The sequence below is a fragment of the Staphylococcus microti genome (assembly GCF_000934465.1).
Classification (GTDB): Bacteria; Bacillota; Bacilli; order Staphylococcales; family Staphylococcaceae; genus Staphylococcus; species Staphylococcus microti.
In genome coordinates, this window is sequence record NZ_JXWY01000022.1 from 1 (window position 1) to 14,951 (window position 14,951).

Sequence of the window (14,951 nt, forward strand, 5' to 3'; positions counted from 1 at the left end):
AAAGATCCAACTGTAGATACAGCGAAATCACCAGTAGGTACTGAGTACAATACAAACGAAAACGGTACAGAAATTCCGAAAGAAATCACTGGTAAAGACGGAAAAGTATATGAACTTGTAAAAGTGAAAGACGGAGACCAAGAAACTGGTAAAGTAGTAAAAGGTAACACAGACGTTACTTATATCTACAAGTTGAAAGATCCAACAACACCAGAAGTACCTGTAGAAGAGCCAGGAAAATACATTCCGTATATTCCAGTAGATCCAGAAAATCCAACGGACCCTAACGATCCATTGAACCCACCGGTAGATCCAAATACAGGTGATCCAATTGATCCAATCGATTACGATGAAACACCGGAAGATCCAACGGATAATCCACCGTTACCAGACATCGATGGCTTCATTCCAGTAGATCCTAAGGATCCAAGTGAACCATTGAAACCAAAAGATCCAAACGATCCGACAAAAGGTTATGAACCACCAACACCGAAGGATCCGAACGATCCAACACAAGATACACCAGTACCATACGTACCAGCAGGTACAGTAACAGTCCATTACGAAGATGAAAACGGTAATGTGATCAAAGATCCAACTGTAGATACAGCGAAATCACCAGTAGGTACTGAGTACAATACAAACGAAAACGGTACAGAAATTCCGAAAGAAATCACTGGTAAAGACGGAAAAGTATATGAACTTGTAAAAGTGAAAGACGGAGACCAAGAAACTGGTAAAGTAGTAAAAGGTAACACAGACGTTACTTACATCTACAAGTTGAAAGATCCAACAACACCAGAAGTACCAGTAGAAGAGCCAGGAAAATACATTCCGTATATTCCAGTAGATCCAGAAAATCCAACGGACCCTAACGATCCATTGAACCCACCGGTAGATCCAAATACAGGTGACCCAATTGATCCAATCGATTACGATGAAACACCGGAAGATCCAACGGATAATCCACCGTTACCAGACATCGATGGCTTCATTCCAGTAGATCCAAAAGATCCAAGTGAACCATTGAAACCAAAAGATCCAAACGATCCGACAAAAGGTTATGAACCACCAACACCGAAGGATCCGAACGATCCAACACAAGATACACCAGTACCATACGTACCAGCAGGTACAGTAACAGTCCATTATCAAGATGAAAACGGTAATGTGATCAAAGATCCAACTGTAGATACAGCGAAATCACCAGTAGGTACTGAGTACAATACAAATGAAAACGGTACAGAAATTCCGAAAGAAATCACTGGTAAAGACGGAAAAGTATATGAACTTGTAAAAGTGAAAGACGGCGACCAAGAAATTGGTAAAGTAGTAAAAGGTAATACAGATGTTACTTACATCTACAAGTTGAAAGATCCAACAACACCAGAAGTACCAGTAGAAGAGCCAGGGAAATACATTCCGTATATTCCAGCAGATCCAGAAAATCCAACGGACCCTAACGATCCATTAGATCCAACAAACCCTAATACAGGCGAACCAATGGATCCAGTGGACTACGATGAAACACCAGAAGATCCAACGGATAATCCACCGTTACCAGACATCGATGGCTTCATTCCAGTAGATCCAAAAGATCCAAGTGAACCATTGAAACCAAAAGATCCAAACGATCCGACAAAAGGTTATGAACCACCAACACCGAAGGATCCGAACGATCCAACACAAGATACACCAGTACCATATGTACCAGCAGGTACAGTAACAGTGCATTACGAAGATGAAAACGGTAATGTGATTAAAGACCCAACAGTGGACACACCTAAATCACCAGTTGGCACTGAGTACAATACAAATGAAAATGGTGAAGAAATTCCAAAAGAGATCATCGGTAAAGATGGCAAAGTATATGTACTTGTAAAAGTGAAAGATGGCGATGAAGAAACTGGTAAAGTTGGTAAAGGTAATAAAGACGTTACTTACATCTACAAAGTAAAAGAAGATCCTGAAAAACCAACACCTGAAGAGCCAGGTAAACCAGGAACAGAAGAGCCAGGTAAACCGGGAACAGAAGAGCCAGGTAAACCAGGAACAGAAGAACCAGGTAAACCAGGAACGGAAGAACCAGGTAAACCGGGAACAGAAGAACCAGGTAAGCCGGGAACAGAAGAACCAGGTAAGCCAGGAACGGAAGAACCAGGTAAGCCGGGAACAGAAGAACCAGGTAAGCCGGGAACAGAAGAACCAGGTAAACCAGGAACAGAAGAGCCAGGTAAACCAGGACAACCTGAAAAACCAGCAATGGATCAACCATCTAAAGACATGGATGATAAAGGTATGAAACAAGCTGATAAAGCGATGGATAAAGAATTACCAGAAACAGGTAATACGAATAACCCATTCGTTACAGCATTTGGATTCTTAGCATTATTAGCTGGTGTAAGATTAACAAAACGCAACCGTCGTGAAGACTAAGCGCATTTTGTAATCAAATCAGTTAAATAACTTCAATACTAAAGCGGTAATCTCTATTAAAGGGGTTATCGCTTTTTTATTTTCTGCAATTACAAAGTAGTCATGGACTAGCAGATTAATAGATTGATAGGAATCTAATTTTGTATAATAAAGTAAATATATATGATTCAAAAATTTGTATATTGGAGGTGAGTTTATGAAAGAACGGCGTATTATACATATTGATATGGACTATTTTTTTGCGCAAGTTGAGGCACGTGACAATCCTAGATTAAAAGGGAAACCTGTCATTGTTGGCGGCAAAGCGAGTGGGCGTGGTGTTGTGGCGACGGCGTCATACGAAGCACGTGCGTTTGGTGTCCATTCAGCAATGCCGATGTCACGAGCGCATCAACTTTGTCCAGACGGCTTTTATTTAACGCCAAGGTTTGAAGTATATCGTGCCGTCTCACAACAAATTATGGAAATATTTCATCGCTATACCTCTCTTGTAGAACCACTTTCTTTAGATGAAGCTTATTTGGACATTACGGCACTGGTTAATCCAAAGCAATCTGCTTCCCAAATTGCCCAAAGGATTCGCTATGATATTTGGCAAGAAACAGGACTCACCTCAAGTGCGGGTGTTTCTTACAACAAATTTTTAGCCAAGTTAGCCAGTGGGATGCATAAACCCAACGGCTTAACGGTGATTACACATCACAATGTACATGATATTTTAATGAAACTTGATATTGGCGATTTTCCAGGCGTTGGTAAAGTATCGAAAGAGAAAATGCATGAGCATGGCATTTACACGGGGGCAGACTTATATGAACGTAGTGAGCGAGATTTAATTTATTTATTTGGTAAAAGAGGAAAGTCTTTATACGATAGAGCGCGTGGCAAAGATGACAGAGAGGTCAAAAGCAATCGCATTCGGAAAAGCGTTGGTGCCGAAAGGACTTTTTCAGTTGATACGAATCAAGATGACGAGATTTTAAGAAAGATTGAGATGTTGTGTGACAAAATTGAAGGGAGGTTAGAGAAACTTCAAAAAGCAGGATACACGGTGACGGTAAAAATTAAGACGAATACGTTTGTGACACATACGAAACAGCAAAGTTTGAATACACCCGTTCAAAGTGCGAGTGACATATATAAAATTGCGTATGATTTATATTATGCGGTTAAAGATCCAGAAATACCTATTCGTTTAATAGGTGTAACAGTCGGAACACTGCAAGATGCAGCTTTTCGTAATATGACGATATATGACTTTTTATAAAGCATCTTTATCGCGTAGTCGTTTACCGTAAATATCAAGCACGTTTTGTAGGTTCGGATAGTGTTGTAATAAGCGATAAGTAATCATGGCACATGCTTTAGCGTCGTTCAATGCATCGTGGTGACCATGAAAGTCTAGATTGTAATACTGCATCATATGTTTCAAGCCATAGCGCTGTGAAGACACAGTACGGCGGGCAAGTTGACATGAACAGAAGTATGTAAGGTCAGGTGTCTGGATGTTTGCAGCTTTTAGACTTGCGTGAAGCACGGACATATCAAAAGCCGCATTATGCGCAACGATAGGTAAAGATTCCATAAAATCTAACATATAAGGAAATACTTCTTTGAAATCTGGTGCGGTCACAACATCTTGAGGTTGAATACCATGGACTTCTATATTACGTGCAGCAAAGAAGTCATTCGGATTGACTAATGTATAAAAAGATTCCGTGAGTTGATGATCAATAATTTTAACCATCCCTACTGAACAAATACTTGTGCGTTTATAATTTGCTGTTTCAAAGTCGAGTGCGATATAAGCGTTGTGTGACATGACATCATCTCCATTGATAAGTTACGAGGATCGTACTATGACTACGTTAATTGAAAGAGGGGTGTTACGCAATGGCACACCCCATGTTTCTTCCTATTATAAATAGAAAATTATGCTTCTTCGTTAAAAGTACGTGCTGCAAGTTCTTTTTCATATAAATACAATGTGTTTGAATCGTCACCGATACGTTTTAAATAATCGATATGTGTTTCAAACATAGACTCTTCTTCAACTTGCTCATCTAAGAACCAGTTTAAGAATGAAATCGTTGCGTAATCTTTCTTCTCATTTGCAATTTCAGATAAGTTGTAGAATCTTCTTGTTACATCTTGTTCTTGTTTCAAGCCGTCTTCAAACGTTTCTAAAATTGAATTGAAGTCTACTTTCGGTGCATCTAATGCTTTAAAGATCGCTTTTTCACCGCGGTCATTAATGTAGTCGTAAATTTTTTGACCGTGGAAACGTTCTTCTTTCGCTTGTTCGATATAAAAGTTTGCAAAGCCGTCGTATGAGTTGTTATCGCAATAAGCAGCCATTGCCATATACGCATGTGCTGCGAAAAATTCATGGTTCATTTGATCATTGAGTGCATCTAATAATTGTTTATCTAACATTGTATTACCTCCCTAAGTCTTTAATAGTAGTTTACACATAGACAGCGTGTGATTGCAATGGATAAGCGGGGCGAGTTTTAATTTTATAAATGCGTCCTACATGTTATAATACAATAGGTAAAAATGGAGGAGAAATCGAATGAGACAATGGACAGCGATAACATTGGCAAAGCTTGCGAGAAAGGCGAGTCGTGCAGCCGGTAAAAAAGGAACGGATTTGCCAGGACAAGTTGCCAGAAAAGTTGATACAAACATTCTAAGAGCTTTAGCAGCAAAAGTAGATGAAGTCGTGTTTGTGAGTGGTACAAACGGTAAGACGACGACATCAAACTTAATCGGACATACATTGAAACAGAACGGGATTCCAATTATCCATAACAATGAAGGGGCGAATATGGCGGCAGGTATTACTTCCGCGTTTATCGTACAATCTACCCCTAATACCAAAATTGCTGTGATAGAAATTGATGAAGGTTCTATTCCACGTGTATTAAATGAAATGACACCGACTAAAATGGTCTTTACAAACTTTTTCCGTGATCAAATGGACCGTTTTGGCGAAATAGATATTATGGTTAACAATATACTGTCAGCGATTAGTGGTAAAGGCATCCAATTGATTTTAAATACCGATGATCCATTTGTTAGTCGCTTGAAAATAGCGAGTGATAATGTGACCTATTACGGTATGGATGCGCATGCCCATGATTTTGAACAATCGTCTATGAATGAAAGTCGTTATTGTCCAAATTGTGGAGAGCGTTTAGTGTACAGTTATATTCATTACAATCAACTTGGACATTATAGCTGTCAATGTGGTTTTAATCGACATGAGCCACATTATGCAGTATCAACGTTTTCCGTGACACCATTTGTTCAAATGACTGTTAACGATGCGACATTTAATATGAAAATTGCAGGGGACTTTAATGCGTATAATGCCCTTGCAGCGTATGCGGTGTTAAGAGAGCTCGGACTTGATGATGCGGCGGTTAGAAAGGGGTTTGAGACGTATACGTCAGATAATGGCCGTATGCAATACTTTGAACGCAATCAAAAGAAAGCGTTAATTAACTTGGCGAAAAATCCTGCTGGTATGAATGCGTCTATCGCAACAGGCGAACAGTTGGAAGGTCGTAAAGTATACTTGATTAGTTTGAATGATTTTCCTGCTGATGGTCGCGACACATCTTGGATCTATGATGCAGATTTTGAAAAACTGCAACAACAAGAGATTGAAGCAATTATTGTGACAGGTAGTCGTGCTGAAGAATTGCAGTTGAGATTGAAGTTAGCTGAAGTCGATGTGCCTGTTATTGTTGAGCGCGATATTCATAAAGCAACTGCAATGACAATGGACTATCCAAGTATGACGGTCGCAATTCCTAACTATACATCTCTAGCACCGATGTTGGATCAGTTAGAGCGCTCTTTTAAGGAGGGACACGGACATGCATGAGTTGACAGTATTTCATTTTATGCCAGATAAGCTGAACTTATACAGCGATATTGGCAATATCATGGCATTAAAATATCGTGCGAAACAACGTAATATTCATATTAATGTGGTAGATATCAATGAAACGGACGGCATTAATATGGACGATGCAGATATTTTCTTTATCGGTGGTGGCAGTGATAGAGAACAAGCGATTGCGACAAAAGAATTAACGAAGATTAAAACACAATTAAAAGAAGCGATTGAAGCGGGTCTTCCAGGTCTTGTTGTATGTGGTGGTTATCAGTTTTTAGGCGAAAAATATGTGACACCAGAAGGTAAAGCACTTGAAGGATTACACATTCTTGATTTTTATACTGAATCACAGCCCGAGCGTTTAACAGGTGATATTGTCATCGAAAGTGAACAGTTCGGTACAATTGTTGGTTTTGAAAACCATGGTGGTCGTACGTATCATTCATACAATACGCTAGGTCGTGTAACGCACGGTTATGGCAATAATGACACAGACAAGCAAGAAGGGTTACACTACAAAAACTTGCTTGGTACGTATTTGCATGGCCCCGTACTACCTAAAAATCATGAAATGACGGATTATTTATTGCGTGCAGCAGCGGAACGTAAAGGGATTCCTTTTGAACCAGAACACATCGACAATGTTGCTGAAGAACAAGCAAAACAAGTGTTAGTTGCACGTGCTGAAAAGAATAAAAAGAAATAATCAAACAGCCCTTATCTTGAGGATATTTTGCATCAAGATAAGGGCTGTTTACTGTTACTTAACGCGATAGCGCAGTAGTAAAATACGATAAATTAACAAAATTTCATATATTGTATGACTTTTAATCTGATTTGTATCAAATTCGTTTAAGCATTTCACTGAGTTTTTAAGTGTTGAAGCTGCTTTACGTTCGGGTTTGAATGTACCGCATTGGAATATTTGATCAATACGTTGCGAAATTGAGATAATCGCTTCTTTTTCATGGTCGGTAAACACCATCATCGCGTCTTGCGGCAAATAGATGATGTTAGATAAATGCGTGAGTAGTAGACGATTTTCATGAGCACGGTTGGTTAATTTACGCAGACGCATCCATTCGTCTGAACGATTTTTCGCCTTATGATATTTGAGTTCATCTCGCTGATAGCCTAACAGTTCCTCAATACGTGTATTGCAACTATGCAACTTCTCAACGAGCATGTCACTCTTATCAGATTGAAACTTTCCGATTAACAATTCTTTCATACGTTCATCAAATAAGAAATAAATTTGACGTTCTGAAGATTCGATGAGTGCTTCAATTTGTTCGTAATATTTAGGGGGAAGCACCATAAAGTTAACGAGTCCAGCTGTTACGAGTCCAATAATGGCCGTTAATAATCGCGAAACGATATTGAAAATATAATCTTCATGAATGTCTGGAATCATTGCCAGTGCGGTTAGTGTTGCAACAAGAATACCCGGATGTAAGTTGAATTTAATACATAAAATAATAGTAAGCGTTGCTGTTAATCCGTATGCAATGGCAGAGTCATCACCAAAGAAGTAGGTACAAACAACGGCAATAAAAGCCCCCATGACAGTGGCTGGAAGTCGTTTATAGCCCTTATGAATCGATGCTTTGACAGTCGGTTCAATGGTCACAACGGCTGATAAAATTGCAAAAATTGGATTTAAGTTGAGTGAAAGACAGAATAATGCTGTTAAAAATGTAGCGAGTCCCGTTTTGATCGTCCGGGCACCTATCACCTTTTTATACGATTTCAATTTCATGCGCGTAACTCCTGATTTGTACTTACTTCTAGTATATCAAAAAAATTTTGTTATAATAAGTACGGTATACAATTTAGAAAAAGGAAAGGGATTACGATGATAGTAAAAACTGATGAAGAACGCCAAGCTTTGCTAGAAATTGGTGCGATTTGTGCAAAAGTAAGAGATGCGATGCAAGCAGCAACAAAGCCGGGTGTTACAACAAAGGAATTGGACAACATTGCTAAAGAGATGTTCGAAGCAGAAGGTGCATTGTCGGCGCCGATTCATGACGAAAACTTCCCAGGTCAAACATGTATTAGTGTGAATGAAGAAGTTGCACACGGTATTCCAAGTCAACGTGTGATTCGTGAAGGCGACCTTGTGAATATTGATGTGTCTGCATTAAAAAATGGCTACTATGCTGATACAGGTATTTCATTTGTTGTTGGTGAAACGGATGATCCTATGAAACAACAAGTATGTGATGTAGCGGAAGAAGCGTTTGAAGCGGCAATGGCGAAAGTAAAAGTTGGCAGCAAGCTCAGCCAAATCGGGAAAGCAGTGCATGCAACAGCACGTAAAAACGGCTTAAAAGTCATTAAAAACTTAACAGGGCACGGTGTTGGTCAATCATTGCATGAAGCACCGGCACATATTATGAATTATTTCGATCCACATGAGAAAACGTTGCTTAAAGAAGGCATGGTACTTGCTGTTGAACCGTTTATCTCATCTAATGCGTCTTTTGTCACTGAAGGTAAAAATGAATGGGCGTTTGAAACATCTGATAAAAGTTATGTTGCCCAAATTGAACATACAGTGATTGTAACGAAAGATGGCCCAGTTTTAACGACAAAGCTATAGCTTTCGGTCTTAAGTCTTAAAGCAAAATGGTTCCGTAGCCTATTACAAAGGTTACGGGACTTTTTTATAATGGTAGTAACAGATGAGGTGATACCGTTATGATGCAACTGATGAAGACCTATATGGCACGTTTTTTAAACCAATGCTATCAACAAGGGCTATATCATTATTTGACGTCTTTAGATTTAAAACTACAGGCAATTGATGAAACGATGTGCTATATTCAACGTAAAAAGACACAAGCACAGCTTATGATTGACAGACGCATGTTAGAGTTAGAAAATAAATATATCAGCTTGATGGATGATTATCATATCGATCATGCATCTAACATTTATGATGCGACAATGGCATCTCTAAAAGAAGAATTGAACAAAATAGAAAGTGAGTATGCCCAATTAGAGAGTTACTATTCGCAACTTGATGCAGATAAGGCATATACGAAGTGTGAATGTCACTTATTAAGAACGTTAGTTAATGCATACTAGAAAGGTGGAAATATGACGCAAAAATATATTTCGACTGAACTACTCATACTCTTTACTGCACTAATGGTTATTGCAAACTTTTACTATATCTTTTTCGAAAAGATAGGGTTTTTGTTTGTGTTGCTGTTGGGCAGTATTTTGATGTATGTCGGTTATATATATTTTCATAAAATGCGTGGGTTGCTCTGTTTTTGGATTGGGGCATTAATGATTGGTTTTACATTGCTATCCAATAAATATACCCTTGTCATTTTATTTATTTTTATGTTAATCATTGCATTCCGCTATATTAAATACAAACGTCAACCACTATCAGTCATTGCAACAGAAGAGGACGAACATAGTGAGACGTTTGTGAAACAAAAGTGGTTTGGTGAGCAAAAGACACCTGTTTATGTTTACAAATGGGAAGATTTACAAATTCAGCATGGGATTGGCGATGTGCATATTGATATGACAAAAGCGGCAAATCTCAAGGCGCAAAACAATATTGTGGTGCGTCATTTAATTGGAAAAGTGCAAGTAATTGTACCGCTGAACTATCAAGTGAATTTAAATGTAGCAGCATTTTACGGTACGGCAATTATGGCACAACAACGCCAAAAAATTGAAAATACGAATGTTACGATGCATACGCAACAAAAAGCGGATAGTTATACGGTGAACATCTATGCGTCAACGATGTTAGGCGATGTTGAGGTGATTTTCCGATGAATCACTACGTGCGTACGATTGGAGCTATGTTGATATTAGTGTATGCCATGCTGACAACCTTTTTCTTTATTGATAAGGTGTTTGTGAACATTATTTTTTTTCAAGGGATGTTTTATAAGCAAATTTTTGGCGTGCCAGTATTTTTGTTTTTGAACTTAATTGTTGTATTTTTATGTATTCTTGTCGGCAGTATTATTGCTTATAAGATTAATCAGCAAAACGATTGGGTGCAAGAACAAATTGAACGTGCAATTCAAGGCGAAACAGTCGGTATCAACGATCATCAAATCGAGCTATATAATGAAACAATTACGTTGTATCAAACGCTCGTACCGCTCAATCAAGAACTGCATAAACTGCGTATTAAAACGCAGAGCTTAACGAATGAGCAATATAATATGAATGATTTGAAAGTAAAAAAAATTATTGAAGATGAGCGTCAACGTTTAGCACGAGAGTTGCACGATAGTGTGTCGCAACAGTTATTCGCAGCGAGCATGATGTTGTCCGCAATTAAAGAAACAGATTTGACACCGCCGTTAGATCAACAAATTCCTACGTTGGAAAAAATGATTCAAGACTCGCAATTGGAGATGCGTGCATTGCTCCTTCATTTGCGTCCAATCGGCTTGAAAGACAAAACGTTAGGTGAAGGTATTGAGTCGTTAGTGACAGACTTGCAACGTAAAGTACCGATGAAAGTTATGTATGAAATTGACACGTTTGATGTGCCAAAAGGGATTGAAGACCATTTATTCCGTATTACGCAAGAGGCGATCTCTAATACGTTACGTCATGCAAACGGCACACAGGTAAGCGTAGAGTTATTGAATCGTGAAGGGTATTTGTTATTGCGTATTCAAGATGACGGTATTGGTTTTAACCCAGATGATAAAATGGAACAGAGTTATGGTTTGAAAAATATGCGAGAGCGTGCAACAGAGATTGGTGCAACGTTCCATATTGTATCGTTGCCGAATGCAGGGACACGTATTGAAGTAAAAGCACCATTAGATAAGGAGGGACAATATGACAGTTAAAGTATTGTTTGTGGATGATCATGAAATGGTACGTATCGGTATTTCGAGTTATTTATCGACACAAAGTGATATTGAAGTAGTCGGCGAAGGGGGTTCGGGCAGAGAAGCGATTGAAAAAGCGCACGAACTGCACCCAGATGTGATATTAATGGATTTAGTAATGACGGATATGGACGGTGTTGAAGCGACAACACAAATTAAGAAAGACTTGCCATCAATTAAAGTCGTCATGTTAACGAGTTACATAGAGGATAAAGAAGTTTATCGTGCGTTAGATGCCGGCGTAGACAGTTATATTTTAAAAACGACGAGTGCGAGTGATATTGCAGAAGCGATACGCAAAACGAGCCGAGGGGAATCTGTGTTTGAAGCGGAAGTTTTAGTGAAAATGCGTAATCGTATGAAACAACGTGCTGAGTTATATGAAATGTTAACAGAGCGAGAAATGGAAATATTGTTATTGATTGCCAAAGGGTATTCCAACCAAGAAATTGCCAGTGCATCACATATTACGATCAAAACAGTTAAAACACACGTGAGTAATATATTAAGTAAGTTAGAAGTACAAGACCGTACGCAAGCGGTTATTTATGCGTTCCAACACGGGTTAATTGAATAGTAAACGGGTGAGATGGCATAGGCTGTCTCATCTTTTTTTGCTGTCCATCATTCTTGTGACACATTATTCACAAGCTTCAGGTAAATATAAGCGTGTGCCATGAATGACTGTAGAGCGTCGTCCTGGTACGTCAATATCATCTTGAGTATATTTTTATCTTTTATTTTATAGTACTAAAAAAGCGCACAACCGTGTGATTGTACGCTTAGATGTATTAGTTTATTTGATTGTGTGTATATCCATCATGAATTAAGTCGAGCTCGCCTGTATGCGGATCAATGACTAAACCATGAACAGGTACGTTTTGATCAAATAGAGGATGATCATAAATCAATTTAATGTTATGATGAACGTTGTCATATACATCGTCAAAGCCTTTTAAGAAATGTGCGACATCAATACCCGAATACTGCAGTAAATCAAACACTTTCGTATCAATGCCACGTGACGCCATCGTACACATGACTTTCTCTACATCAATATTACCCATACCACAGTCTTTATGCCCCATAATAATTACTTCTTCAGCACCTAAAGCATAGATGCCCACGAGAATACTACGCATCGTAGAGCCATAAGGGTGGGTAATCATCGCACCTGCATTTTTAACCACTTTCAAGTCGCCATTGTTAAAGCCAAGTGCTTTCGTGGATAAATCTTGTAAGCGTGTATCCATGCAAGTTACGAGTACCGCCTTTTTAGCAGGTACTTTTGTCGCAGTATAAGCTTCGTATTCTTTATTGGCTACAAATGTTTTATTGTACGTTAATATATCGGATAGTAATGTCATGATGACGCCTCCTAAAAGTACGGTGTTGTAAAGTAGTTATTGTAACTGTTACGCGTCTTTTGTTGTTTTAATGTGACGTGAATAGCCATCATTGTCACGTTCAACTTTCTCTGGTGCGCTATATTTCTTTTGTGGACTTTGCGTCGGATGATCAGTAGATGATGTTGTTGTGTCATCTTGTTGATGATCGCTATCGTTCTGACTTGTTGATGTTTTCTTATCTGTATCATCTTGTCGTTGATCATCGTTATCTGTATCATCTTCATAATTGTTATACGCTTTCGCAAGGTCTTGTTCATTTTCTTCTTCAAGCTGGTCATACGTTTGCTCTTCAGGTGTTTTACCTTTGACCACTTTACGTTGGTAAATAATGGCGTTGATTTCAGCACCAATGATCAAAATAAAACCTGTAATGTAGAGCCATAACATTAGGACGATGACGCCCCCGATACTACCATATGTTTTAGAGTAGTTTGCAAAGTTAGAAACGTAGTAACCGAAGCCGATTGTACCGACAATCCATACAACAGTTGCAAAAAGTGCCCCTGGAAGCACGGATTTTAATTTGATCTTAATATTCGGTGCAGCGGTATATAGAACAGTGAAAACAATAAAAATAGCAATCACTGGTAACGCCGTACGAATTAGACTGAAAATCCAACGAACTTCTTCGTCCAAGCCGAGTGGACCGAACAAGAGGTTACCAATTTGTTCACCGAATGTAAACAGGACCATGGTTACGGGTAATGTGATACCTAAAATAAGGGTGAACAATACGGCAAGTGCTTTTGAAACGATAAAGTTACGGCTGTCTTCTACGTCATATGCAACGTTGAAGGCGTTCATCATGGCTGTCATCCCATTTGAAGCCGTCCACAAGGCAAGGACCAAACCGATTGATAAAATACTACCACTGGCATTGCCCATAATGTCATCGATAATACTCGTCATAATAGAAGCTGTATCAGCCGGTGCGTTTTCTGAAATTTGTTTTACAATCGTTTCGCGCTCGATATTAAAGAGCGGCACGAGTGATAAAATAAAAATTAACATTGGGAAGAGCGACAACATGAAATAGTAAGCAAGTTGCGCTGCCAAACCAGATGCATCATCTTTACTAATACGATAGATTAAATATTTGAGAAAGTTGGGTCTGTCTGAATATTTAACAGGTTTATTAATACGCGAGACAAAGAATGTTTCATTGTCTTTAGGTGCTTCTTTAGATTGAAAAGGTTGGGGTTTTACGAAATGGCTGTCTGTATCGACCTCGCCGCTTGCATCTCCTTTTCGATCAGGATGGTTGTCTGATTGTTCATCATCATGGTGCAATTTGTCCTTAATCTTATCCACTAAACCTTCAGACGTTTCTTGTTTTTCTGACATAAATTTACTCCTTATATAGTGTTGTAATGTACGAACGACATATCAAGAGAGTGAGATAACGTATAGAAAGCAAACTTACAGACAAGCAAGTTTCGACATTCTATTACAGTATCTCACCCCCAATTATGATACATGTATCGTCGTCTAGGTACGTCTTATTGACCGCTACCAATTTGTTTGTTGTTTTTACGTGCAACTAACGTGTCTTTTGCATCCATTAATGAACGTTCTAATTCTGGATTGTTACGGCGAATTTCTTCAAGCGTATCTTTCCAGTACATGAGTTCATTCACAAGTTCTTTAACTTTTGATGGTTCACTTGAACGTTGACCTGTTTTCACGTTATGAACCGATGTTTTCACTGATTGACGTGTGTTTTTGTCGATCAATGCTGCAGCACCACCGATAGCAGCGCCAATTAAAATACCTGGTACTAATTTGTTTTTCATATTTTGTTACTCCCTTCTATCATTAACAATATAATCAATTAAGCGATCACATGATGATTGTATCATGTCATAAACCCCTTCAAAGTTATTCGTATAGTATGGGTCAGGGACGTCGGTCTCTGTCATCTCACTAAAGTCGAGTAACTTAAAAAGTTGGCCTGTAAGATTAGGATTGATACGCTTAATATTATCCACGTTGCTTTGATCCATTGCAATAATATAATCAAAAGCATCTTGATCTGTGAAAAGTTCACTTATCATCCCATCAAAAGGAATATTATGCTGATTTAAAATGTCTTGCGTCCCTTGATGTGGCGGTTGTCCTAAATTCCAATCGCCTGTCCCTCTAGATGCGACTTCAATATTTTCAATGCCACGATCTTTGAGACGTTGGCGCATAATCGCTTCAGCCATTGGAGAGCGACAAATATTGCCGAGACATACAAAAGCAACTGTTGTCATATCATCAATCCTCCATATCTCCGTTTATATGCCCATTTTATCCTTTTTCAAA

At 38.7% G+C, this 14,951-nt stretch carries 16 protein-coding genes; 9 read left to right on the plus strand and 7 right to left on the minus strand.

All coding sequences use genetic code 11. The features are described from left to right. A partial coding sequence (locus TP70_RS12850; RefSeq protein WP_156962258.1) for a MucBP domain-containing protein occupies positions 1–2,436 on the plus strand: 2,436 nt, incomplete at its 5' end. Positions 2,437–2,632: 196 nt separating this feature from the next. After that, the gene (gene dinB / locus TP70_RS03270) at positions 2,633–3,703 is read left to right on the plus strand and encodes a DNA polymerase IV (RefSeq protein ID WP_044359289.1); all 1,071 of its coding nucleotides are present in this window, start codon (positions 2,633–2,635) and stop codon (positions 3,701–3,703) included. Here dinB and TP70_RS03275 read toward each other — a convergent pair. After that, entirely contained in the window at positions 3,698–4,258 is a 561-nt protein-coding gene (locus TP70_RS03275; RefSeq protein WP_044359291.1) for a 3'-5' exonuclease, read from the minus strand. The two genes, dinB and TP70_RS03275, sit on opposite strands and share 6 nt — an antisense overlap. Positions 4,259–4,368: 110 nt before the next feature. Next, a complete protein-coding gene (gene ftnA, locus TP70_RS03280) occupies positions 4,369–4,872 on the minus strand; it encodes an H-type ferritin FtnA (protein WP_044359293.1) in 504 nt (167 codons plus the stop codon). A 139-nt stretch (positions 4,873–5,011) separates the two neighbouring features. Here ftnA and murT point away from each other — a divergent pair, with 139 nt between their 5' ends. After that, positions 5,012–6,331: a lipid II isoglutaminyl synthase subunit MurT gene (gene murT, locus TP70_RS03285; RefSeq protein ID WP_044359295.1), complete on the plus strand. Its 1,320-nt coding sequence runs from the start codon at positions 5,012–5,014 to the stop codon at positions 6,329–6,331. Continuing rightward, on the plus strand, positions 6,324–7,052 hold the full coding sequence (gene gatD, locus TP70_RS03290; protein WP_044359297.1) for a lipid II isoglutaminyl synthase subunit GatD: 729 nt from the start codon (positions 6,324–6,326) through the stop codon (positions 7,050–7,052). Before murT ends, gatD begins: the two co-directional genes overlap by 8 nt. A gap of 54 nt (positions 7,053–7,106) precedes the next feature. Here gatD and TP70_RS03295 read toward each other — a convergent pair whose 3' ends face one another. Next, positions 7,107–8,105 (minus strand): FUSC family protein, encoded by a 999-nt coding sequence (locus TP70_RS03295; RefSeq protein WP_044359299.1) that lies wholly within the window; start codon positions 8,103–8,105, stop codon positions 7,107–7,109. Positions 8,106–8,201: 96 nt separating this feature from the next. Between TP70_RS03295 and map the strand changes: the two genes are divergently transcribed. The 5 genes from map to vraR all read left to right on the plus strand — a co-directional run bounded on the left by map (position 8,202) and on the right by vraR (position 11,812). Beyond that, positions 8,202–8,951 (plus strand): type I methionyl aminopeptidase, encoded by a 750-nt coding sequence (gene map, locus TP70_RS03300; RefSeq protein WP_044359301.1) that lies wholly within the window; start codon positions 8,202–8,204, stop codon positions 8,949–8,951. Positions 8,952–9,049: 98 nt separating this feature from the next. Then, positions 9,050–9,439 carry a hypothetical protein gene (locus tag TP70_RS03305; protein WP_044359303.1) on the plus strand — a complete coding sequence of 130 codons (390 nt, stop codon included), beginning with the start codon at positions 9,050–9,052 and terminating at the stop codon, positions 9,437–9,439. Positions 9,440–9,451: 12 nt separating this feature from the next. Further along, complete coding sequence (gene vraT / locus TP70_RS03310; RefSeq protein WP_044359304.1) at positions 9,452–10,153, plus strand: cell wall-active antibiotics response protein VraT; 702 nt, start codon at positions 9,452–9,454, stop codon at positions 10,151–10,153. Next, a complete protein-coding gene (locus TP70_RS03315) occupies positions 10,150–11,193 on the plus strand; it encodes a sensor histidine kinase (protein WP_044359305.1) in 1,044 nt (347 codons plus the stop codon). Before vraT ends, TP70_RS03315 begins: the two co-directional genes overlap by 4 nt. After that, a complete protein-coding gene (gene vraR, locus TP70_RS03320; RefSeq protein WP_044359307.1) occupies positions 11,183–11,812 on the plus strand; it encodes a response regulator transcription factor VraR in 630 nt (209 codons plus the stop codon). Before TP70_RS03315 ends, vraR begins: the two co-directional genes overlap by 11 nt. A 214-nt stretch (positions 11,813–12,026) precedes the next feature. On the opposite strand, the gene TP70_RS03325 is transcribed toward vraR, so the two are convergent. The 4 genes from TP70_RS03325 to TP70_RS03340 form a co-directional block, all read right to left on the minus strand. Further along, positions 12,027–12,602 carry a beta-class carbonic anhydrase gene (locus TP70_RS03325; protein WP_044359308.1) on the minus strand — a complete coding sequence of 192 codons (576 nt, stop codon included), beginning with the start codon at positions 12,600–12,602 and terminating at the stop codon, positions 12,027–12,029. Between the two features lie 48 nt (positions 12,603–12,650). Then, on the minus strand, positions 12,651–13,988 hold the full coding sequence (locus tag TP70_RS03330) for a YihY/virulence factor BrkB family protein (RefSeq protein ID WP_044359309.1): 1,338 nt from the start codon (positions 13,986–13,988) through the stop codon (positions 12,651–12,653). A 155-nt stretch (positions 13,989–14,143) separates the two neighbouring features. Beyond that, positions 14,144–14,437, minus strand: a complete 294-nt coding sequence (locus TP70_RS03335; protein WP_044359310.1) for a hypothetical protein — start codon at positions 14,435–14,437, stop codon at positions 14,144–14,146. Positions 14,438–14,443: 6 nt separating this feature from the next. Then, positions 14,444–14,899 (minus strand): low molecular weight protein-tyrosine-phosphatase, encoded by a 456-nt coding sequence (locus TP70_RS03340; RefSeq protein ID WP_044359311.1) that lies wholly within the window; start codon positions 14,897–14,899, stop codon positions 14,444–14,446. Between the last annotated feature and the right edge of the window lie 52 nt (positions 14,900–14,951).